Origin of the sequence: Haloarcula halobia (assembly GCF_029338255.1) — an archaeon.
GTDB lineage: Archaea > Halobacteriota > Halobacteria > Halobacteriales > Haloarculaceae > Haloarcula > Haloarcula halobia.
The window spans coordinates 3,235,753-3,257,623 of record NZ_CP119787.1 but is presented as its reverse complement, the minus strand read 5'-3'; the positions used below and the strand labels follow the sequence as shown (position 1 = coordinate 3,257,623).

Below are 21,871 nucleotides of genomic sequence, written 5' to 3'. Positions count from 1 at the left end.
TTAGACTCACGTTTCCGAACCCGACTCGTGTTCCCTGTCGGAACTCTTCGAGGTGGCTCTCCTTGGCCGTGTGGCCGTAGAACGCTTGATTTCGCCGCTGCTTGTGACAGAATTCTCAGCGGTACAATAGGAAACGCTGTGTCTGGTCGGTCCGTGTCGGCTGGTAGCCACGGTATTCAACCAATCTGTCGAGATGAAGTCACCACTCCCATACAGAGAGCTTGTAAACGGAGATGAGATTTCTCTGTATTTACTTACTCTATCCGGATCAGGGGCCGCCGGGTTTAGGCGACTTTTCGAGGCTGTGACTCCTGGATGCGTACATCATGAAGACGCTGTACGCGAGACCGAGCAGCAATATTCCGACAGGTATCAGCAAGTCTGCCGTGCTTTCTGGATAAAACGCCGCGAACGACTCTCGCTTGCCTGTATTGGCTTCCAACAGTGGCCAGAAAATGTTCGGATAGAAGTGATACTCCGTACCGAGAGTGAATACCCTGTAGAAATCTCCGACCAGGTGCGACATATATCCGAAGACGAAGACCAACGCGTCCCGAGTTCTCCCGTACCGAGTTGCCAGAATTATCAGGGCCAACAGTAGAGGCACGGAGACGACCACCGAGTGGGCGAGCATTCGTCCGCTCGGTAACACCTGCAAGCTGAACGCGAGGGGTTTGTCTATCAGATCGGGAAATTGCGATGCGATAAGCAAGATCAGTGTCGTCTTTCCAGACGGAAGTTTTCTCAGAAACAGAAACGAAAACATGGCCACAGGAACGACTGCGAGGAGAAAATGTTCGTGTGGATACATTATTGGCTGACAGGACTCAACTAATTATAAATCCTTTGCATTCTGGATGACTACGCCCCGAAATTAGTCACGGAGAGACAGACCAACTGGGACGAATGTTTGGACAACGCCGAAGGACTGTGCCCCTATTTTGCTCCAGATGGCAGCCCATCACACTCGTAGAGAGACGGAAATCGTCCTTCTGGACCCGATTCGCGATGAATCAGTTCGGCCGACCGAATTCGGTCCTACACGACCTTCCACTGTGCTAAAACTTTGTAGGTGGGTGAGACGCCAAGTCTGTGGCAACTCCGGCGGGGCTGACTGACCAGCTATTCGACGGTCACGCTCTTGGCGAGGTTGCGGGGCTTGTCGATGTTGCGCCCTAGCCGAGCGGCGACGTGGTAGGCGACCAGTTGCAGGTGGATGTTCGCCAGGATGGCCGCCGCACGCGGGTGGGTCTCGGGGAGTTCGAGCACGTGGTCGGCGTAGCGGTCGACGTCGCTCTGGCCGTCGGAGATGGCCACGACCGGCGCGTTACGGGCCTCGACCTCCTTGACGTTGCCCACGGTCTTGCGGGCGCGCTCCTCGTCGCCGGTGACGATGGCGAAGACGGGCGTGTGCTGGGTCACGAGCGCGAGCGGGCCGTGTTTCAGTTCGCCGGCGGCGAAGCCCTCGGCGTGTTTGTAGGTGATCTCTTTCATCTTCAGCGCCCCCTCGAGCGCGACGGGGTGCTGGTAGCCGCGGCCGATGAAGAAGTACGCGTTCGCGTCCTCGTAGAGTTCGGCCACCTCGGCGGCGGCCGACTCGTCGAGGACCTGCTGGACGTTGCTCGGCAGGTCCCGTAGGGCTGCGATGACCTCGCGGGCGTCGGGACAGCTGGTCATCCCGAGCGCGAGCAGGTTGAGGGCGGCCAGCTGCGAGGCGAAGGTCTTGGTCGCGGCGACGCCGATCTCGGGGCCGGCGCGGATGTAGAACGCGTGGTCGCACTCGCGGGCTGCCGTCGACCCGACGACGTTCGTGACGGCCATCGTCCGCGCGCCTCGGCGCCGGGCCTCCCGGAGCGCCGAGAGGGTGTCGGCCGTCTCGCCGCTCTGGGTGACGCCGACGACGAGCGCGTCGCCGATCGGCGGGGGCGCCGTGGCGTACTCGCTGGCGAGGAACGCCTGGGCGGGGATGCCGCTCTCTCTGAACAGCTGGGCGCCGTGGAGCGCCGCGTGATACGAGGTGCCACAGGCGACGAACTGGATGCCCGTCGGCGAGAGGTCGCCCAGGTCGCCGATGTCGACGCTGGCGGCCATCTCGTCGACGCGGCCGCGCAGACACTGGCGCAGGGCGCGCGGTTGCTCGTGAATCTCCTTGAGCATGAAGTGGTCGTAGCCGCTCTTGCCGGTCTCCTCGGCGTCCCACTCGATGGTGTTGACCTCTTTCTCGACGGCGTCGCCGTCGCTGTCGGTGACGGCCCAGCCGTCGGCGTCGAGGCGGGCGAACTCGCCGTCGGCCAGGTAGACGACCTGGTCGGTGAAATCGCGGAACGCGGGGACGTCGCTCCCCAGGTAGGTCGCGTCCCCGTCCAGGCCGAGGACGAGCGGCGAGTCGTGCCGGGCGGTGAACACGGCTTCGGTGCCCGCGATGACGACGGCGACGGCGTAACTCCCCTCGAGCTGGGCGACGGCCTCGCGGACCGCAGCCTCCGGCTCGGCCCCGTCCTCGAGGGCGTCCTCGACGAGGTGGGGGATGACCTCCGTGTCGGTGTCGGAGGTGAAGTTGTGGCCGGCCGCGACGAGGCGGTCACGGAGCGCCTGGTAGTTCTCGATGATGCCGTTGTGGACGACGGCCACGTCGCCGTGGCAGTCCTGGTGGGGGTGAGCGTTCTCGTCGGTCGGCGGCCCGTGCGTGCTCCAGCGGGTGTGGCCGACGCCGACGGTGCCCGACAGCGAGACGGCCTCCAGGGACTCGCGGAGGTCGTCGATCTTGCCGGCGGTCCGGCAGATGTCGACCGGAGCGTCAGCGCTCGTGATCGCGACGCCGGCGGAGTCGTAGCCCCGGTACTCGAGTTTCGAGAGGCCGTGGACGAGCGTCTCGAGCGTCTCGTCATCGCGGCCGACACAGCCGATGATGCCACACATCAGCGGACCACCTCCGCGCTCTCGCGGACGTTCCCGTTCACGGTCACGCCGGCGTGCAGCGTGGCGTTCGGGCCGACGAGCGCGCCGGGGTCGAAACTCACGTTCCCGCGGGCGCTGACCCGGTCGGCGATGACGGCGCCGAGACGCTGGTCCTCGAACACCTCGGTGCCGACCTGGACGTCGGCGGGGCCGCCGGGGACGACGGTGCTCGCGCCGAGGTCGACGCCCTGGCCGGTGACGGTATCGATGAGCGTCGACCCGGGGTCGACGCGCGTGTCGGCGTCGAGCACCGAGCGCTCGACGACGGCGTTCGCGCCGACGGTGACGTTGCTCCCCAGCGCGGTGTTGGGGCCGACGACGGCCCCGGGGGCGATCTCGCAGTCGGGGCCGACGACGACGGGCCCCCGGAGCACCGCGCGCTCGTGGACGGTCGCGGAGTCGTCGACCCAGATGCGGTTCTCCCGCCGGCGCTCGACGAGGCGACCGCGGGCCAGTACCTCGCGGGCGACCGACAGCAGGTCCCAGGGATAGGTGGCGTCGACCCACATCCCGTCGACCTCGACGCCGCGGACGCGGTCCTGGTCGACCAGGCGTTCGATGGTGTCTGTCAGGCCCAGTTCGCCGTGCTCGCGCGGCGTCGCCTCGATGGCGTCGAAGATGGTCTCGGCGAAGGCGTAGACGCCGCCGTTGATGAGCCGGTAGTCGTCGCTCTGGGGCTTCTCGACGAACTCGGTGATGGCGCTGCCACGGAGTTCGACGGCACCGTACCGGTGGGTGTCCTGGCGCTCGACCACCGAGATGCTCGTGTCGCCGGTCTCGGCGAACGAGTTCGCGACCGCCTCGACGGTCCCCGGGTCGATGAGCCGGTCCCCGTTCAGCACCAGCAGCGACCCGTCGACGACCTCGCGGGCCTGCAGAAGCGCGTGGCCGCTGCCCAGCTGTTTCTCCTGGACGACGTAGGTTATCGGTACGCCACGGTACGTCGAGCCGAAGTGGTCCTGGACCCGGTCGCGCTTGAAGCCGACGACGGCCACCAGCCGCTCGATGCCGGCCTCGACGAGCGCGTCGAAGACGTGTTCCAGAATTGGGCGGTTGGCCGCCGGCAACATCGGCTTGGGCCGGTTTCGCGTCAGCGGGCGCAACCGGGTCCCTTCCCCGGCTGCGAGGACGACCGCGGTGTCGATCTGCATACTCCCATATGTCGGAGAAGGGGTTTCAATATGCCGGCCTTAACAGTATTTCTGACAGACATGTCTGGTGATCGTTCGCACACCGTGTTACGATATCCCACCGTGACTGGACGTTCGTCCGAATCGATTCCTTTTGCCCGAGTCGCCGACGAGCATGTGCTGCGGGGGCTTGTTTCGGCTGGTAGGCGGTGACTTCTCCAGCCAGACGGACTGGCTGATTGGAACCGCTCTCTGCGGCGCTACGTCCAGACCGTCCGGTAGCCAGCGTCATCGATGACGCCATCGGACGTGACGATTGCATCTGTCTCTCGCGCCCGGTGGCTGGCGACGATCAGGCCGTCGTGGATACTGAACTCGGCTGCCACCTGCGCGTACTCGACCAGTTCGGTATCGCCCACTGGCGCTACCGAGACTGGCCCATTCCCGACCAGAGCCTGGCGAGCATCTTCCGGTGTGCCGGTGAGTCTGACCCCGCGGACGTCTTTGTCACGGGACACTGAGTAGAGTACCTCGGCGAGTGCTGTACTCGGTGCCTGGAGCACTGTTTCACCGGCTTCGGCTTCGGCAAATACCCTGTCTGCTCCACTGGGCAGCGCATCGACGAGATAGACGAGCAGCGAAACGGCATCTGCGGTGTACGTCGCCACGTCAGGACTCCTCGTAGTTCCGGTCCCGACGATCGCGCACTCGTTCTGTCAATTCCTCGGCGATCTCCTCGCGCTTCTCTCGAGCGGTGTCGTCGGGAACGAGTAATCCCCGTCCGCTGGTGCGAGTCCGCTTCTTCACCACGATGCCGTCCTCCGTGTCCATCCAGACGACTTCGTCGCCGGGTTCCAGATCGTACTTCTCCCGAAGCCGTTTGGGGATTGTCGCCTGTCCCTTCTCCGTAATACGCGTCGACTCGCTCATAGCTAGTAATACACCCTGTAATACTTCAGTTCTGCGGGGTGTGTCAACCTTCGCTTTCGAGACCCTTCGCTGCGCTCAGGCCCTCGCTACTGCTCCACGGTTCTCCGGCCGCCGTGTCGCTTTCGAGGCCCTTCGCTGCGCTCAGGCCCTCGCTATTGCTCGCCCATCCGCTCGCCAGCGACCCGCCGCCCCTTCGTCGTCAGGTCCACTTCGGTCCGCTCGCGGACCACGCTGATGACGTCGAGCTCGATGAGGCGGTCGAAAATCTCCTCGGTCTGCTCGATGTCGATGCCGACGAAGTTCGGGATGTCGAACGGCGAGACGCCCGAGTGCAGCGCCATGATGACGCGCTGTTCCGTCGCCGAGAGGTCGATGTCGGCCCGGTTCTGCTCGGCGCTCTCTTCGAGCATCGTCTGGAGGACGGTGGCGTGGAACTCCTCGCCGGCGAGGTGGGTCTCGACGCTGATCCCCTCCTCGCTGTGTTCGACCTGGATGACGGTCCGCTCGGCCCCCTCGACTTCCTTGTCCTCGACGTCGAGGTCGCCGATGTCGGCCCGGTCGATGACGACGGCCTGGCCGTCGGCCATGGCGAGTTTGACGGCCTCGTCGGTGATCTTGAGGCGCCCCTTCGTCCACGGGGCGTTCTTGACGACGCCACCCTTCACGGCGGGGTGCTGGACGAAGATGATCTCGCCGTCGAGACTGGCCCGATAGAAGTCCGTCTCGAACGCCGCGTGGTCGGCCGCCGAGACCAGGATGACGTCCTCGCCGACGTGGAAGCCCACGTAGTCGGCGACGCCGGCGCTCTGCTGGTTGACGTCGAACCGGTCGACAATGCGGTCGATGTCCGACAGCGCGACCTGGCGCTTGCCGTCGGCGATCATCGCGAGGCGTTCGGTGGTGAGGATGAGCCGGCAGTTCTGCCACTCGGCGTCCGTGAGGTGCTGACCCTGCGAGACCGCCTCTAAGTACTGGCCCTGCGTGTCGGCGATCTTCTTTTCGGTGTCGCTCATCCCGTGACCGGCCTCTCGACTGGTCGTTGTCGGTAGTGGTGAATATAAGTTCCGCCAGGAGTGTCGGAACTGAGAACGGCGTGGACGATTTCGTCGCCAGCATCGCGTCGTCGGTGTCACGAACGCCGCCACTGGTCGGGCCGTCTGCGGCTGTCCTCCGGTCCGACGGTTGGCGGTTACTTGGCCAGTGTGTTCTCGGCCAGTGCTCCCGACACGCTCCGATGGCCGCTTGGATGTCCGAAACAACGACCGCCAAAAGCGAAGCGAGCAGTCAGCGAGTTCTACAGATAATTAAGGCGAGTGCCTCGGGGCTTGACCCCCGAGGCGATTCACTACATGTTGTTCCCAAAGAGCGACAGTAAGACGCTGCTTGGGTCGACGGCAACCCTGTTATCCCGTTAGATGACGCTGTCGACCAGATGATGGAGAACCACTCGGCATACGAACCCGTCTTAGAGATCATCGCCGAAGAGTACGAGAGCGAGATCAACGCCTCACATCACAGTGCGATGAGGGCGGAGTGACTGAAGCCGTGGAATAGGTCTCCCTGAGTGTCAATCCGAACTCGTCGACACGCACCGCTCGGTACAGACGAGAAACGCAGAACAGATAGTCGACTCTCACTCGTGGAGCCATTCGTACCACTCACCGAGATCGACGAGTTGGTTTTCAACTCCCTCGACGCCATACTGATTAAAAATCTCGTCAACGGTTCGAGCAAGTCCTTCTGGGTCTGTGTCTGGTAGGTTCTGTTCGTAGTAGAGAAAGATACCCGCATGGTCGTACTCGTGGTGCAGCGGCTCAAAATCCTTTGCGTTGTTGGTCACGAGGACGGTCCCAGACTCACCACACCACGACACCGGTTCCTTGTCACTCGTGTATTCTCCGAATCGATCTTTCGCCTGTGCAACCTCGTGTCCGCGCTCTCGAAGCAGTCGTTCGAAGACTCGACCGACGTGTTCGTCAAGGAGGATCTGAGCGCCCGTCACTAGATGGTCTCTTTGGGTTTGAGTGACGTCTCCTGCATTCGTTCGAACGCTGCTTCGTTCTCCGCTTCGAGCTCACGCATCTCGTCGATGTGTGCATAGTAGTAGGACAGAGACTCGTACACCTCTGCAAGAGAGACATCCAGTTGATCCCCGACGTGAGCGGGAGACTGCCCTCTATCGATTACCCGTGCAGCCACATGGCGAACGCCGATACGCGTGCCGTCGATTCGAGGCTCGCCACCGAGCACATCGTCGTCACGGGCGATACTCATATGCTTCGATAGACACTCTCGTCGGTTATATCTTTCTGGCAGCCGATCTGCCACGCTCGATCCACAGGGACACTGACGGAATCGGTCTTGAACTCCCCACAACTTGAATCGCGTTCCACGCACTCCTGGCAGTAGGGGTGTCCTCGGGCTCGACAGTGTATTTGAACGCCTCCTCGATCACTATCGGTTGGTTGGTCGTGTCTAGACTTGAACGTTTGGTTGAGCTGGGCGTACGGCTGTATCCCGCCCTACTGCGCTACTCGCTCGCTCCGCTCACTACGTTGCTCTTTGAGGACGGGGACTAATCCTGTAACACTTAACTACGCCTCTCCCGTCCGGAAACCCACATGGAGGTGACGCGCCGATACTGGGTGGTCGTCGCAGTCCTCGTCGCACTTTGTGTGTGGGCATTCGTTCTCGAGCGTCCCGTCTTGCTCGTCGGGGCTGGGACCATCGGCGCGTGGCTCCTCACGCGACAGTATCGGTTCATCAGGTCGACGAACGACGCGGTCGACGCACTCTCGGTCGAGCAAGACCTCGATCGCACCCGACTGACAGCCGAGGAGACGACGGTGGGCAGACTCATCGCAGAGACCTCCCACGCTGTCGACGTCCGCGTCCAGATTCGGACGCAGCCGCCGATCGGCAGCGACGGGGGAAGCACGTCGTCTTCGCTCGAACCCGGCGAGGCACGTACACAGGCGTCGTTCACACTGTCCTGGCCCATCGCCGGCCAGTTCGAGTTCGACGAACCCGTCGTTACCGTCACCGATTCACTGGACTTGTTCCGGGTAACGACCACCCGAGGCACCACCCCGACGGTCACCGTCGAACCGCGTGCGCCCCGCGACATCCACGTCGGCGAAGGTGGCGAGCAACTCGCGGCCGGCTTCGGCGAACACTCGACGGGCACGACCGGGAGTGGACTCACGCCGGCAGAAGTCCGGCGGTACGTCGCTGGTGACAGCGCCCACCAGATCGACTGGAAGGCCACGGCACGGCTGAACGAACCCCACGTCCGCGAGTTCGAGGCCGAGACCGACCTCGAAACCGCCCTCGTCGTCGATCATCGGGCGACGATGGCGACCGGCCGCGACGGGGAAACCAAACTCGATTACGCTCGCCAGCTCGCCCTCGCGCTCGTCGAGAACGCGATGGAACTCGGCGACCCGCTCGGGTGGTACGGTATCGGCGATGGCGGGGTCTCTGATATATTCGACCCGAACGCAGACGAGAGCCATTACCGGACGATTGCCCAGCAGCTGCGAGCCCTCGAGCCAACGAGCAGTACTACCGACGGCCGGTCCGCTGAGCCGATCGACCCGGCCCACGCGCGGCGGACGGCCAATCACCTCACGGACGATAGCCCGTTCAGTGCCAAACTACAGCCCTTCTTCGCTGCGGGTGACCAGTACGTCCAGCGCGTCGCCGAGCAACCGCTGTTTGCCGGCCTCAGGACGGCAGCGGTCCGACTCGATGGCTCGGTCCGGACCGATCATCGTCACCGACGACGAGCACCGCACAGAACTCCGCGAGGCGGTGAAAGTCGCCCGCCGTGGCAACGGCCAGGTGGTCGTCTTCCTCACGCCGAGCGTCCTCTATGACCTCGACACGCTCGGCGACCTGGACGACGCCTACCGGCGGTACACGGCCTTCGAGGAGTTCCGGCGGGAACTGGCTGCACTGGAGCGCGTCAGTGCGTTCGAGGTCGGCCCCAGTGACCGGCTGTCGGCCGTCCTGTCTGCCGGAAACCAGCGCCGGAGGGTCCAGCAGTGACGTCGACGTCAGCGTCCGAGCCGGTCGATGGATCAGACTCGTCGACGACTCGGTTCGGTTTCGGCGCTGCCTGGCTCGCGGACAGTCGATGGGACACAGCGTGGCGTCCGTCCGGGGCCATCGCGCTCCTGGCTGTGCTGGTGGCGTTCTGGCAACTCGGCGGCGCCCTCGGTATCCTCGCCTGGGTGGTTGTCGCACTCAGTTGGCTCGTCTTTCCACCGATCGTCCCCGTCGCAATCGGGCAGTTCGCACTCGTTGCCCTGCCGGCAGCGGATACCGGTCTCGTCGCGCTGCTTCCAGCCGAAGCCACGCTCGGTGCCCTCCTCGTCGCAGACGTGTGGTCGGATACCGGATCCATCGGGACAGCAGTCGCGTTCACCGGCGTGGCGATCCTGAGTGGGGCGACCGTACTCGTGCTCGACTCCCGTCTCGAGTTGCTCGAGACTATCGTCGGATTCCTGCTCCTGTTTGGGGCTGTCTCCTATCTCTGCTACCGACTGCTGCTGGACCTGGGCCTGCTGCTGGACGACGCAGATACGGCACAGGCTGAGTGACCGCTTCGATTTCGGTTGCATACGAGAACGCCGACAGGGGCCGCTGTGATACAGACCGATAGCGCATATCTACGTCTCTATACGGAGGTCGAGCGGTAGGCATAGTTGGTCAATCCACGAGTCCCGCGATAACTGACTCTCCAAGACACTGTCTAGTTGCGGGATTGAGAAGTGAGGAGGGCGTAGCGAGAAGTGTCATGTGACTCGCAGATCATCTCAGAGAGACGTTAGATGAGGACAGAGCCTGTCATAGAACCGTTATCAGGGAATTGGTTTCATCCAAAACAGGATGCAATGGCTACTCAGTGCGTGTGCAGACTGAACGGACACGCGGCGCTGACGACTATCTTTTTGTTTTCATAGTTCATATGGCCGCCTACGACAGTGGTTTCACATCGAGAACATTCAACGCCAGCACGGACGTATGCGTAGGGAGTTCTCACGGCGACAGATGATTGGAGGCGTGGGCGGGGCGATCGTCGGTGCACTCGCCGGCTGTGCACAGTACGTCCCGGCTGAAAAAGGCGTTCCCTCCGACGAAACCAGCGGGAAGACCATCCACGTGAAACCGGACGGGGGATTCCTCAACTCCGGCGCCGAGGACGACCCACTCGGCTCGATCGACCGCGCGATTAACGTCGCTGATCCGGGCGACACTGTCTATGTCCATCCCGGAACCTACGTCGAATCAGTGCAGATTCACGATGGCGGGACAGCAGAGGATCCGATCACACTGACGGGTCCACCCGAGGCCATTCTGAAACCACCGGAAGGGTCGGAAACAGCCTGTGTCAAGATTGATGGAAGTTACGTTCATCTCACTGGCCTCACCGTCGATGGGCTGCACAATCCGGACGAGCCACGAAACCCGGATTCATATCACCCAGATAAGCTCATCTCGATTAATTCAGGAGCGGACGATTCCGATACCTATCTCACGGGGTTGGTCGTGTCCCCGCACCGGATCGGCAACGCCAGTCAATCACTAATCAACAGCGTTCAGTTCAGAGACTCGACCATCGGTGGGTTCAAAGTTATCGGGCCAGCGGGTGCACGCTGGCTCTTCGATGACACTGAGGGACACAACGGCGAGATCGTCTATCTCGGAACGGCGGCCGACAATCGGGTCGAGCGCGGGTACGACGAGTACGACCGGACACGGAACATCCGTGTCCACCACATCGACAACAGCGAGGGGCATCCACACGCCGAACTCGTCGATTGTAAGGAGGGCGTTTCGAACGTCACGATCGAGTACTGTACTGACGCCGGCGGAATCCAGTCCGACGATAGCCCCTTCGCGTCGGCCATCATACTGAATGGCTTCGATTGCACCGTGCGATGGAACATCATCCAGGACGCCGAGGGGTCGGGGATCGAAATCGGACCATGGGGGACGATGAGTAATCCGGCGCATCTAGGTGAGCCCGAAACCGCGTTCGAGCGCAGATTTGGGACAGGTCACGCGATCTACGGGAACGTGTTCACTGGCAACGTGCTCGACGCGATCGACTTCCTCAGAGAATCAAAGGTTCCGGGCCGGGAGACGAATCCACGCCCCGAAGATCAGCGCATGATTTGCGAGAACCTCGTCGATGCCTACAGCGACGGGGATCCTGACACGGTGTGTGACTCCGATCGCCCTTCCACGGACGGTGTTGGACACCTCGGCGGGGAGAGTCCGTGGAATGGGACCGCTCCAACTGCGGACGAAATCCTCGCACGGGATGCTCAGGATCCACATCTCGACGTTGCGGTCGAAACGACCTCAGCAACCACAGACGAGTCGATGGAAATTCCAGTTTCCGTGACGAACGACGGGGAAGACACGGCCGAGGTGGAGCTGGATCTCAGAGTCGGGGATTACGTGTTCGATACACACCGACTCACGGTTCCAGCTGGCGGAACACGGAGCACGAGGTTTTCGAACGGTGCACCGTCCAACCCAGCGGAACTTTCGCTGCTGAGAAACGGCCAGAAAGTCGCTGCGATTGAAGTTCGGGAACCGTAACGAGGTGGCCGGCCAGTCCGATGGCCGGCTGGGGTCACAGGTCAACCCTACCTGGCACCGACTCAGAATCGAGTTGAACTCGGAATGCTTCGCACCAGTGCTATCTCCGTGGTCACGGCGGAGACGACCGTCGGACTGCGACGCGCAACAGCGCCACAGGACCATGTTTGGTTTATGTCTTCCAGGAGCTGTACAATCTACTTGTGCTGCATACGCGCTGTGTATGCCAAAGAGGTCTTCCTGGGCCACGATCTCGACCAACTCCAGATACTCGAGGACGGCTGGCTTTGGAGTTCTCGATTTCAGGGGCTGAGTGGTTCCACAAACTCGATTCGGAATCCTGCCGGGCCGTCGCAGAACCCGTATCGGGTGTCGCCGAGCTCAAACGGTTCGAGTAACTGCTCACCGCCGCGCGCTATCATTTCGGTAATCGCTGCTTCACAATCGTCGACGGCTAGGCCGAAGTGAGCGATGCCCTCGTCAACGTCCTCGACCACGCCTGCTGCCTCATACGGTGTCGGATCGACGATGAACGCGTTTTTGTCACCGATCTCGAGTCCAACGAACTCGACCGACTGCCCCCAGCCATCGAATCCGAACTCCCCGCTGTCGAGTCGCTTTGCGTCGAGTCGTTCTTCCAGCCACGTCGCAGTCGTGTGCGGATCCTGCGCTTTGATTCCGATGTGTGAGAACTGGTCTATCATGGTCCAACAGTCAGAAGCCGCGAGCAATAACGTTACGCCGCACGTGGCGATAGTTTCGAGATAAACGGATTCCATCTAAGATACTGTGCTGAGCCAACCTCACGAAAGATGCGTCCGATACTGTTCTGATTCCGTACCGTTCGTTTCTGAACCCCCCATCCATGTCGCTGGCAGGCTTCTTTCAGTGTGTGGCGTCATCGACGAAATGCAGACATCATCGAACTGCCTGATCTGGGAAAAGCAAGCAGATCGACCACTCATACCTCCTGGGTAGATCCGGAGAACAAGCAAGCACTGGTGGACATTTGGCGATACGGACTCCAACAACGGCTTGGTACCCACGAAGCGTAAGACTCGATTCACCGAGAAAAGCAGTCGAATACGTGGTAGAGGTGGTCAACTGCCGGAGAGGACACCCACCCGTGACTACAGTCGCGAGACGTCTCCTCAAACTACAGCGATTCGGTTCCGCTGCGGGTCGACCTCCACGTCCGAACCGAGCGGTAGCGGTACGGTCGGCGTCGTGTGTCCCCAGTCGAGTCCGAAGACGAGCGGTGCATCCGGATTGTACCGGGCCACCTGCTGCTGTATCGCCGACCTGACCGACTCCCGATACTGGTCCTGTTGCGCCCGGGACGGCTGTCGGGTACGATTGCGGCCCGGGATCCGGCCGATGACGACGGCACTAAACAGGTCCAGCAGGCCACGTTCCCCAAGACACAGCAGCGACGTCGCAACCTGGTCCGGGCTGGGCAGGTCTGTGGCGATCTCGAGCGCCAGTATCGCGCCCTCGAGGCGCGACGGTTCAGGTAGGTACTGCTCGCAAGCGAGATGCTGGTCGACGACCGCTCGACACCCGCCCCACACTGGGCCGGAGACGCGGTGGGTCCCGCCAGCCCATTCCCACCCCGGGTTCGGTCGGTACGACGGGGGCGTCGTCGGTAGCGGGTCGTCGCCCCACCAGTCGGTCGGTTCGTCAGTCCACACGTCGCTCGGAGCCACCTCGCCGAGCGACCCGTCGAACAACGCCGCACTGACGTATCGCTCCGTATAGGCTGGCAGCTTGCCCCTCACTGCAAGTTCGTTCATGAGCTGGCCCCCGTTGTACGAGACGATACCGGCCTTCCAGAGGAACAGCCCGATGTTCGTGTTGTCGCTCATCCCGTAGAATCGCGTGGGATTGGTCCGGAGCGTCTCCGCATCGAGGTACTCGAGCACCCGGAGCTGGTCGTACCCGCCGATCGTCGATATGACACCCGTGATTGACGGGTCTCGGAACGCCGCGTGGATGTCCGCGGCCCGAGCGCGTGGCTGTTCCTCGAGGAACGGGCTCGACTGCCGAGCGCTGGGAAAGACGACCGGCTCGAGGTCAAATACGTCACGTAACCGCGACAGTCCGAGTTCGAACACCGCGGGGAACTCGCTGGCGAGCCCGGCTGCGGGACTGACGACGGCGACCCTGTCACCGCGTTCCACCGGTGGTGGCACGACGAACGAATCAGATGGCACCGTACGGACGTTCACGGACGACACAGTAAATATGCCTGTGGGGCCTTCTCGAAACTCTCACTCGATGACAGATCTCGACATTCCTGCTGCATACAGGGCGCGTATCGCTCACTCTGGTTGGTGAGGATTGGAAGCAGTATCGAGGCGGTAGACATCCTCAGCAGCGTCGAAGTCGTCGTCGAACGCATAGAGGTAGCCGAGTCCTTCGGTCTGCATGTAGGCGACGATGCAGGCATCGACGAACGAAAACGGCTCGTACCGCCGGAAGAGCGCTTTTCCCGTAGCGAAGGCATCTCCGGTTAGTGAGTCGATGTGGAACCGGGTGTGTTCCTCGATCCGGCTGAGGAAGTCGGTCGCAGCATCGTGACCTGTGTGAGTCGTCAACCCGTTCAGCGTTTCTGCGAGAACGTAATCGAGGACCACCGCTTCGGGGAGGTCGGCAGCATCGATACCCCGAAGAATTGGGACCGCGTCGTCGTGCGCGCCGTCGGGACGATACGCCGCGGCAAAGAGAACTGTCGTATCGACGAGTGCCCGGGGCATCTATTCGACGTCGACGCCCCATGCATCGTGCTCGGTCGTAACCGCTGTTTCCTGTTCACCGCCGTAGCCGTCGAACTCACCGAACGTGCCGCGACGCTGCTGAACGACTTCGATCCGGAGGGTTCCATCGTCCTCGATGTGCCAGCGGAGTTTGTCGCCATCGACGATATCGAGCTCTCGTCGGATGCGAGCAGGAATATTCGCCTGATTCCCAGAGACCTTGCTCTCTGAATCGACACGCTCACTACTCATGTTCGGGGGTAAGAGACGGCACCTCATAAACCATAGTGTGAGTACACACTAGGAGACTCTGCGTGATGAATCCACCCTCTGTATCTTGTGTGACTCGCTGAACATCTATCGGAACTGGTAGAACGCTCGCGGAGTCGGCCTCAAAATCGAAGTAAACACCCTCCCAGGGGTGTTGACCGGTCAGTTAGGGATACGGCTCGTGCTGGCCCAGATCGTAGCGGCCGCCTTTCTTACCGGCCACGAAGTGGAGATCCCGATGAAGACGGTGCGCCAGAAGCCCGCCAGCCGGCGATTCTCGTCGAGTGACACTCGTCGAATCAGTGAGCTGGCAATATGTTTAATAGCGAATAGAACAGTAGGTAATTGATAGTAGTATCTGGGGGTTCCAAGGATGTTTGATGACGACTTGGATGGCAATGGAACGTTTCTCTATAGACTCGAACGGGAGTCGGAAGTCCTGAAGCTTGTTGCCCATCTAAAGCTAAGCGAGAAGGTCTATGTCCGACGACGAGCAGCCGAAATGCTGGGGAATATTACGGAAATCCCCGACCCCGACGAGCGTCAGCAGGCCGTCAAGGCACTTGTCAACGCAGTAAAAACGGACGAGGACGATAGTGTTCGAGCGGCCGCGATCGACGCAGTATACCAGCGTGGCGAGGAAAGCTTCGACCACTTAGTAGAGGAGCTTGCCGGGATGGAACTCCCGGAGTCCAACGAGCGGACCACAACGCGGTTGCTTACCGAGTGGCTGTCAGCTGAGTACCCCGAATTCCGGATAGTCGCCGCGACGGCACTCGGTGAACGTGACGCAACGGCGGCCATCCCAGAGCTGGTTTCGGCATTGACCGATCCGGACCCTCGTGTCCGAAGCCGGGCGGCTCGGGCGTGTGGCCGACTATCGGACCCGCGGGTTGTATCGCCACTTAGCGAACGGTTGTCCGATGACCAACAGATGGTGCGAGAAGCCGCCGCTAACGCGCTCGGGGCCATCGGTACCGATCGCACGCTTGCGGAGCTAATTCCCGTGACACAGGCCGACGAGGAGGCGCTTCGACTCATTGCGGTTGATGAACTCGGGCAGTTCGGGTCAGTGAAACCGGTCATTGTGCTCATTGAGGCTCTCGATGACGATTCGTCGACGGTCCAACGGGCGGCGATGTTATCACTGCTAGAGTTGCTCACGACGGCCTCAACGGCGGAGGCCGAGCGGATTCGTGGGACCGTCGTGGAAGAACTGGCTCGGGCGGATGTGCAGGCAACGGTGCCAGCGCTACTCGATATCGTCGCCGACGGGACACGCCGGGCGTACCGCCAGACAGCAATCTGGCTGTTAAGCCGCATCACAGGCGAGCGCTACCGATCTGAGGTAATCACATGCCTGCTCTCCGTGCTGGATGAGTCCGATGAGGAGACCGCACGACTGGCCGAAGCGGCACTAACAGAGCTTCGAGGCCCTGAGTTGGAAAAGCGCCTGCGCGTGTATCTCAGCCGTGAACGGGGTTCCGAAGAAGCACGAGATCGCGCCAAAGCGGTACTTGATCGGATATGTGACGACTCTTCGGGGGAGCTGGTGACAACAGGCGTCGACTACACGTATGTGAACGATCCGGCTGACTATACTGAGCAGCATAACTCGGAGTGACCGAGAGCGGAGTATCAGAGAGTCGTAAAGCGTGATCCATTTGCCTGAATTCGCAAGTCGAACAGTTCTTTGAGAACGTTGATTTCTGAGCTGGGATGTGAGTTAGGGTTCAGGTAGTAGTGGGTGAGTGCGTCCATATGTGTCAACCTAGAATTCAGAACGTGGACAAATTTGAACGCGGTCTCGGTGTCAAACAGACTGAGCAATTCGCTGAGAATATCGAACCCAACAGTTACCCGAGAATTGCTCGTCTGCTGTTCGTCCAAGACGCGGGCGATCGTTTCACCAAGATCTGTTATACTTATTCCCTTATCCAGAATAGCAACGTCAAGTGGGGCCGTGTCCAGGTCTACATCCGTGACATCGGCGAATGGCTGCGATTTGGTCGTGAGAATCGTCGTCCACGCAGGCCACGACTGGAGTCTGTTATCGAGTAGTCGAACGCGCTCGGCCGGGTCATTGGTGACAAACACCGCGATATCGGCTGGTGAGGTGAAATGAACACGGGCATTGTCAGCTCCCGCGCTTTCCAGTGCTGAGAGGACCAGCACGTTGCCGACTCGATCAATCTCATCAGCCACGTGGACGCCCGAATCAATGAGCGCGGAGACGTGTTTGAGCAGGTGCTCTTTGAACTTGTCTACGCTCTCGTCGGTATCGTAGCCTTGGCTCGTATGGTCACAGTACGGACATTCCCAGCTGACGCCAAGTTCGTCCGACGTGACCGCGCTTTTATAGTGGGAGAACAGATGCGATTTCACAACGTCAGCAATTTCACTCTGGTTCGACGACCAGGCTGTGAATTCACACTCCCGGCACTCCCACTGATGAACCATTTAGGTGAGCGGTAATTCATGCCGAAATCAAGATAAACCTACTCATATAGCACTGTCTAGTTGAGCGAGTTTGAGAAGCGAGCAGGTCGTAGCGAGAGGTGTTCATGTCACTCGCAGACCTGCTCAGAGAACCGTTAGAGGAGGACAACCAAGACGTTTGGGAGAACGAGCGCACAAGGGGTCGGCGATGCCGGTTCACGCGGGTTTTTTACCGCCCTCGGACGACCGGACACTATGCGCGAGAGTGAGGTTCGAGTCTGTGACGTCTTCGGCGTTCCGCCAGCCGTACTCCGGGAGCGAGAGGGGCTGATGTCCCGCCTCAGGGACGCCTGCGAGGAGGCCGGCCTCACGATCCTCGACGAAGTCCACCACGAGTTCGAATCAGGGGGTGAGGGGTTCACGTCGGTGCTGTTGCTCGTCGAGTCCCATCTAGCGGTGCACACGTGGCCGGAAGAGGAGTACGTCGCGCTCACGTTGGATACGTCCTGGCAGCGTAATCTGACTGCTGAGCTCGTAGACGAGATGCTCGCTGAGATACCACACGACTCTGTCACCGTCGAGACCGTCGCTCGACAACAGACACGGTGACGCGAACTGCTTCGAGGCGACCTTTTAATACCGAGGCCGCCGGTGATTCAGAGCGTCGCATGGGCGAATCATGTCGCTTCGGGCTCGACGAGGCGTCTGTCGACGAACTGCTCTCGGCGGACCTGGTCGGGTGGCAATGCCCGCACGATTCGGACGACGACTCCCCGTACTGCCCCTTTCACCGCCCGGCCGGGGAGGTGGCGCCTGAGCGAATCCGCGACGCGTTCCTCGCGGCCCTCGAGGAAACCGGCAAGCAGTCGAAACAGTTCGCGGGGGCCCGGCTTGCCGCTGTCGACCTCGAGTACGTCCTCGTGGACGCACCGGACATGTATCCGATCGACCTGCGATACGCCTCGGTCGCCGGTCGCCTCGATCTTTCGAACGCCACCTTGGACCAACCGTTGCTGCTGGACGGGGCGTCGCTCGAGACCGTCGACGCCGAGGGGACGACCTTCCGCAAGCTGGTGTCACTCGTCGATGCCGACGTCGAATCGCGGTTCATCGCCGAGGATGCGACGTTCGAACAGGACCTCACCGCATCCGGCACCCGGTTTCGCGGTGACGTTCGTTTCGACGCGGCCCGTATCGAAGGGTCGCTCGTCCTCGCCGACGCGACCTTCGAGGTCACTGCGGACTTCTATGGCTGTCGCTGTCTGGGCGTCGCCGAGTTCCCCTACACTTCGTTCGACGGATGGGCCGACTTCGGTCAGACCGTGTTCCGTCGGGAGGCCATCTTCGAAGCGGCGACGTTCGATGACTCCCAATTCGCCGGCGCCACCTTCGACGAACGAGGGATCTTCGACGGCGCCACGTTCGACCAGTCCAACTTCACCGGGATCGTCGCAGACGAACTCTCGTTTGCAGGGGCTCACTTTCGCGGGAGTGCCCAGTTTGCCGAGTGTCAGCTCGGGGCCGATGCCACGTTCACCGACTGTACATTCGAGGGGACGGTCTCGTTCGAACGGGGAACCTTCGACGCCGATGCCGCGTTCTTCGGGGCCGAATTCGAAGCCGACGCGATCTTCACCGACTGTGTGTGTGATGGCCACGCGACCTTCGAACAGGTGCTCTTCGAGACGCTGGATTTCAGCGGCAGTAGATTCGGCTCACTCTCGATCGGTCACGGCATCACGACGCTCGCAGGCGTCTCGCTCACCCGGACGGGGTACGACGACAGCACTGTCGTGCTCGAAGATGCCACGGTCCAGGCGGGAACACTCTCGCAGGCCCAGGAGACAGAGATCCTGTACGACCTCCAGGGAGCGACTCTCGGTGCGGTCGAGTTTCGCGCCGTCGAGGACATGGATGACCTGCTCGAGTACTTCTTCGTGTACGACACGAAGTTCGAGGGGTTCGACTTCTCGGAGTATCGGGGACACCTCGCGCCCGAGTGGATACTGCACAGCGTCGGCGAGGGCTACGAGGAACCCGATCTGGACCCCGCCGGGCTCGAAGTGACGTATCTCAAGGCCCGGAACGGCGCCAACGCGGTCGGTGATACACACTCCGAGGCCGAGTTTTTCATCAAGGAGATGCGATACCGACGGCGTCGCTACCTGGCCCAACTCCTCGATTCGTCGCCCGGTGAGTCGCTCCGAGTCCGGCTCGTGCTCGCCTGGCGCGTGGCGACGAACTTCCTGTACGACGCCACCTCCGGATTCGGCGAACGGCCGTTCCGCGTCGTCGCGTCGTCGCTGTGTACCGTCCTCGGATTCGCACTCGTCTACCTCCTGGCGTTCGAACTCGCCGGGCACGCGGACCCGTACCCCGCTTCGATCCCGTTCGTCGGCTATCTCGTGTTCAGCTTCGAGGGGTTCGTCCGCTTTGTCGTCGGTGGCGGGACGACGGTGGACAATACGTTCCTTCGCCTGCTCGCCGAGTTCGAAGGGTTCGTCGGCGGCTTTTTCATCGGCCTGTTCGTGTTCATCCTGACCCGGGCCGTCGACCACTGACGCGGCGATCGTCCCGCCCCATCTCCACGTTCGGGAAACCGCGTCGGCCACGGCACGGATATCATGCGTCGAATAGCGACACCTGTTCGGGGACCGGTCGCTTTCGAAGGACGAACACGCCGTACTGCAGGTGCTCGTGGTTCCGATTGAACAGGTCCATCAACTCGACCAGGCGGGTTCGAATCGCCGCCTCGACGTCGGTGTCGTACGCGTGCCGCTCGACCATTCGGTCGACGTACCCGTCGATATCCGTCCTGGTCACCTGCTCGACCGGGTTCGTCACCACGTCGTAGCGCTCGAAGCCGGCCTCGTCGTACCGGGTGAGCCAATCGTCCAGCGTCCACGGTTCGATTTCGGTCCCGAGCCGCTCGGCGAGTTCTGTGAGCAGCGACTCCGGTGGGCTCGATTCGTAGTAGAAGTTCAGTTCTCCGACGAATCCCCAGTCCCGGACCACTCGCCGATACTCCCGGAGGGCCGCAAGCGGATCCGACACGAACGGCGTCGAGCCACCACAGACGACTCTATCGAAACGCCCCGTCGCGAACGGGAGCTGGGTGGCGTCGCCTCGCATGAACGTGACCGGCACACCCTCCTTGGCATGGCCGCGCCCCAGCCGCGCGGTCGCCCGTTCGATCATCGTCTCGCTTACGTCCACCCCGACGACGGGACACTCGGCGACGCGAGACAGCTCGAACGAGACGAACCCCGTGTTGCAGCCGACGTCCAGCACGAGGTCCTGTGCCCGAACGTTCGATCGGCGAATCAGCTCCCGCACGGCCGTCTTGCCCCCTGGCGGCCGGTTGGTCTCGTCGAGGAACGCCATGAAATCCACGTAGGACAGCTCCCTGATGTCTGCCGGGCCGAGTGATTCAGACACGGAGTCTCACCCCCGACGCCTGGATGCTGTGCCCGAACCGTCCGCGCGACTGCCGCGGTGCCCGGGGCACGTCGGCTGCGCCGGTCATGGGTGGGGAAAGCGGTGGGTCCGCGGGAAATGCGTGACCGAGCTGATCGTCGGCATCCGTAACAGCCCCTGCAGGAGTCGCTCCCAGCCGATACCGAAGCCCGAGGTGCGAACGTAGGACTCCGCGGTTCGGGCACGGAGGTACGGTTCGTAGTCGTCTTCGGGGAGGTTGAAGGCCGCAGCTTTCTCCTCGACCGCGGCGACGTCGGCGATTCGCTCCCCGCTGCCGACGGTCTCGACGTAGCCGGGCCAGATGAAGTCCGCGTTCTTCGCGAGCCGTCGCCCGTCTCCACTCTCGGCCTCTGCATGGTAGAACGGGACCTCGAAGAGCGGGAACTCCTCGAGGCAGACGATCTTCCCGCCCAAGAGCTCGGTCAGCCTGACCTCTTCCCACGTGTCGATGTGTTCGGCGGTGAATTCCTCGTATCGCTCGTCACCCGTGTCTTCACGGAGTAACGCCAGTGCACGCTCGAGCGTAATCGACTCGACGGGGTCCCGTCGAAGCGCTTCGAGCGCGTCGATCGCCGTGGCCGGGAGGAACTCCGCCAGTGCCGACCGCGCATCGGTGAGCAGTGCTTCGAGTATCGCGGTCAGCAGCTCGGTGACGATCTCCTTGTTTCGCTGCTGGTCGATCTGGCCCTCGTATTCGATGTGGTGAAACTCCGAGAGGTGCGTCTCGTCTGCCTGTTCCTTGCGAAAGGAGTTGTAGATAGAGAACACCTGGGACACGTCGGACTGCAAGAGCGCCAGTTCGAGGTAGATCTGTGACGACTCCGAGAGGTAGAGCTGCTCGTCCGTGTCGAACCACTCGAGCGTGATCGGACTCGTGTCGTCGGTGTAGTCTGTGGTCTCGCTGCCGTACACCGCCCCCGGCGAGGAAATGAGGCGCGTCGTCAGCGGAAGCAGTGTAAACTCCGAGCCCAGCGACCGGAAATATTCGACGGTCGCCGCGTGGATGACGTCGTTGATGTGCGATAGATGACCCCAGTAGGACTCGGTCAGGAATTGCGAGGGCCGCTCCGAGGCCCGGTCCAGTGCGTCGGTGCCGTCGACGTGCTCTGACTCGTCGTACACTCGATTACCGGCGTACCGCAGTGTCCCATCGTCACACGCCTCGAAAGCCATTACACCAATTCTCGGCCGTCCCTGAAATAAATGTGTTCCGACGAGTCGCCTGCACCGACGGCCCGTGTCGGCGGCTGTGCCAGGGACCCTTCCGGTCGAGACGCAGCGTCCTCTGGCGGCGTC

General features: G+C 61.8%; 23 protein-coding genes and 1 pseudogene. 8 read left to right on the top strand and 16 right to left on the bottom strand.

All coding sequences use genetic code 11. The features are described 5' to 3' along the window. Positions 1-268: 268 nt before the first annotated feature. The 9 genes from P1K88_RS17165 to P1K88_RS17125 all read right to left on the bottom strand — a co-directional run bounded on the left by P1K88_RS17165 (position 269) and on the right by P1K88_RS17125 (position 7,473). On the bottom strand, positions 269-811 hold the full coding sequence (locus P1K88_RS17165) for a metal-dependent hydrolase (RefSeq protein ID WP_276411467.1): 543 nt from the start codon (positions 809-811) through the stop codon (positions 269-271). 311 nt (positions 812-1,122) lie between these two features. Further along, on the bottom strand, positions 1,123-2,919 hold the full coding sequence (gene glmS / locus P1K88_RS17160; RefSeq protein ID WP_276411465.1) for a glutamine--fructose-6-phosphate transaminase (isomerizing): 1,797 nt from the start codon (positions 2,917-2,919) through the stop codon (positions 1,123-1,125). Further along, positions 2,919-4,109, bottom strand: a complete 1,191-nt coding sequence (glmU, locus tag P1K88_RS17155) for a bifunctional sugar-1-phosphate nucleotidylyltransferase/acetyltransferase (RefSeq protein ID WP_276411464.1) — start codon at positions 4,107-4,109, stop codon at positions 2,919-2,921. Before glmU ends, glmS begins: the two co-directional genes overlap by 1 nt. 239 nt (positions 4,110-4,348) lie before the next feature. Next, a complete protein-coding gene (locus tag P1K88_RS17150; RefSeq protein WP_276411462.1) occupies positions 4,349-4,756 on the bottom strand; it encodes a PIN domain-containing protein in 408 nt (135 codons plus the stop codon). 1 nt (position 4,757) lies between these two features. After that, entirely contained in the window at positions 4,758-5,018 is a 261-nt protein-coding gene (locus P1K88_RS17145) for an AbrB/MazE/SpoVT family DNA-binding domain-containing protein (protein ID WP_276411461.1), read from the bottom strand. Positions 5,019-5,170: 152 nt separating this feature from the next. After that, positions 5,171-6,031 carry a CheF family chemotaxis protein gene (locus P1K88_RS17140; RefSeq protein ID WP_276411460.1) on the bottom strand — a complete coding sequence of 287 codons (861 nt, stop codon included), beginning with the start codon at positions 6,029-6,031 and terminating at the stop codon, positions 5,171-5,173. 620 nt (positions 6,032-6,651) lie between these two features. Next, entirely contained in the window at positions 6,652-7,020 is a 369-nt protein-coding gene (locus P1K88_RS17135; protein WP_276411459.1) for a DUF5615 family PIN-like protein, read from the bottom strand. After that, on the bottom strand, positions 7,020-7,292 hold the full coding sequence (locus P1K88_RS17130; protein ID WP_276411458.1) for a DUF433 domain-containing protein: 273 nt from the start codon (positions 7,290-7,292) through the stop codon (positions 7,020-7,022). The genes P1K88_RS17135 and P1K88_RS17130 overlap by 1 nt, the downstream gene beginning before the upstream one ends. 25 nt (positions 7,293-7,317) lie before the next feature. Next, complete coding sequence (locus P1K88_RS17125) at positions 7,318-7,473, bottom strand: hypothetical protein (protein WP_276411457.1); 156 nt, start codon at positions 7,471-7,473, stop codon at positions 7,318-7,320. Between the two features lie 166 nt (positions 7,474-7,639). Between P1K88_RS17125 and P1K88_RS17120 the strand changes: the two genes are divergently transcribed. The 4 genes from P1K88_RS17120 to P1K88_RS17105 all read left to right on the top strand — a co-directional run bounded on the left by P1K88_RS17120 (position 7,640) and on the right by P1K88_RS17105 (position 11,633). Then, a complete protein-coding gene (locus P1K88_RS17120; RefSeq protein ID WP_276411456.1) occupies positions 7,640-8,896 on the top strand; it encodes a DUF58 domain-containing protein in 1,257 nt (418 codons plus the stop codon). Next, entirely contained in the window at positions 8,862-9,068 is a 207-nt protein-coding gene (locus tag P1K88_RS17115) for a hypothetical protein (protein WP_276411455.1), read from the top strand. Before P1K88_RS17120 ends, P1K88_RS17115 begins: the two co-directional genes overlap by 35 nt. Then, positions 9,065-9,622, top strand: a complete 558-nt coding sequence (locus P1K88_RS17110) for a DUF8163 family membrane protein (protein ID WP_276411453.1) — start codon at positions 9,065-9,067, stop codon at positions 9,620-9,622. Before P1K88_RS17115 ends, P1K88_RS17110 begins: the two co-directional genes overlap by 4 nt. A 424-nt stretch (positions 9,623-10,046) precedes the next feature. Continuing rightward, entirely contained in the window at positions 10,047-11,633 is a 1,587-nt protein-coding gene (locus P1K88_RS17105; protein ID WP_276411452.1) for a right-handed parallel beta-helix repeat-containing protein, read from the top strand. A gap of 302 nt (positions 11,634-11,935) precedes the next feature. On the opposite strand, the gene P1K88_RS17100 is transcribed toward P1K88_RS17105, so the two are convergent. The 4 genes from P1K88_RS17100 to P1K88_RS17085 form a co-directional block, all read right to left on the bottom strand. Then, entirely contained in the window at positions 11,936-12,337 is a 402-nt protein-coding gene (locus P1K88_RS17100; protein ID WP_276411451.1) for a VOC family protein, read from the bottom strand. Between the two features lie 447 nt (positions 12,338-12,784). Next, positions 12,785-13,846, bottom strand: coding sequence for a S66 family peptidase (locus P1K88_RS17095; RefSeq protein WP_276411448.1), 1,062 nt, complete (start codon positions 13,844-13,846; stop codon positions 12,785-12,787). Positions 13,847-13,954: 108 nt separating this feature from the next. After that, positions 13,955-14,389 (bottom strand): PIN domain-containing protein, encoded by a 435-nt coding sequence (locus tag P1K88_RS17090; RefSeq protein WP_276411447.1) that lies wholly within the window; start codon positions 14,387-14,389, stop codon positions 13,955-13,957. After that, entirely contained in the window at positions 14,390-14,641 is a 252-nt protein-coding gene (locus P1K88_RS17085) for an AbrB/MazE/SpoVT family DNA-binding domain-containing protein (RefSeq protein WP_276411445.1), read from the bottom strand. Between the two features lie 391 nt (positions 14,642-15,032). Here P1K88_RS17085 and P1K88_RS17080 point away from each other — a divergent pair, with 391 nt between their 5' ends. Beyond that, complete coding sequence (locus P1K88_RS17080) at positions 15,033-16,283, top strand: HEAT repeat domain-containing protein (RefSeq protein WP_276411443.1); 1,251 nt, start codon at positions 15,033-15,035, stop codon at positions 16,281-16,283. Positions 16,284-16,297: 14 nt separating this feature from the next. On the opposite strand, the gene P1K88_RS17075 is transcribed toward P1K88_RS17080, so the two are convergent. Next, positions 16,298-17,119: a DUF7504 family protein gene (locus tag P1K88_RS17075; RefSeq protein ID WP_276411441.1), complete on the bottom strand. Its 822-nt coding sequence runs from the start codon at positions 17,117-17,119 to the stop codon at positions 16,298-16,300. A 104-nt stretch (positions 17,120-17,223) separates the two neighbouring features. On the opposite strand from P1K88_RS17075, the pseudogene P1K88_RS17070 reads away from it, so the two are divergent. The 3 genes and pseudogenes from P1K88_RS17070 to P1K88_RS17060 form a co-directional block, all read left to right on the top strand. After that, positions 17,224-17,295: pseudogene (locus P1K88_RS17070) on the top strand (IS6 family transposase); the annotation flags it as partial. A 58-nt stretch (positions 17,296-17,353) separates the two neighbouring features. Then, positions 17,354-17,707, top strand: a complete 354-nt coding sequence (gene speD, locus P1K88_RS17065) for an S-adenosylmethionine decarboxylase (RefSeq protein WP_276411439.1) — start codon at positions 17,354-17,356, stop codon at positions 17,705-17,707. Positions 17,708-17,766: 59 nt separating this feature from the next. Beyond that, positions 17,767-19,659, top strand: coding sequence for a pentapeptide repeat-containing protein (locus tag P1K88_RS17060; protein WP_276411437.1), 1,893 nt, complete (start codon positions 17,767-17,769; stop codon positions 19,657-19,659). Between the two features lie 61 nt (positions 19,660-19,720). Here the strand turns inward: P1K88_RS17060 and P1K88_RS17055 are convergent, their stop codons facing one another. Both P1K88_RS17055 and P1K88_RS17050 read right to left on the bottom strand, forming a co-directional pair. Further along, the gene (locus P1K88_RS17055) at positions 19,721-20,536 is read right to left on the bottom strand and encodes a class I SAM-dependent methyltransferase (RefSeq protein ID WP_276411436.1); all 816 of its coding nucleotides are present in this window, start codon (positions 20,534-20,536) and stop codon (positions 19,721-19,723) included. Positions 20,537-20,620: 84 nt separating this feature from the next. Then, positions 20,621-21,748, bottom strand: coding sequence for an amino acid--tRNA ligase-related protein (locus tag P1K88_RS17050; protein WP_276411434.1), 1,128 nt, complete (start codon positions 21,746-21,748; stop codon positions 20,621-20,623). Positions 21,749-21,871: the final 123 nt, after the last annotated feature.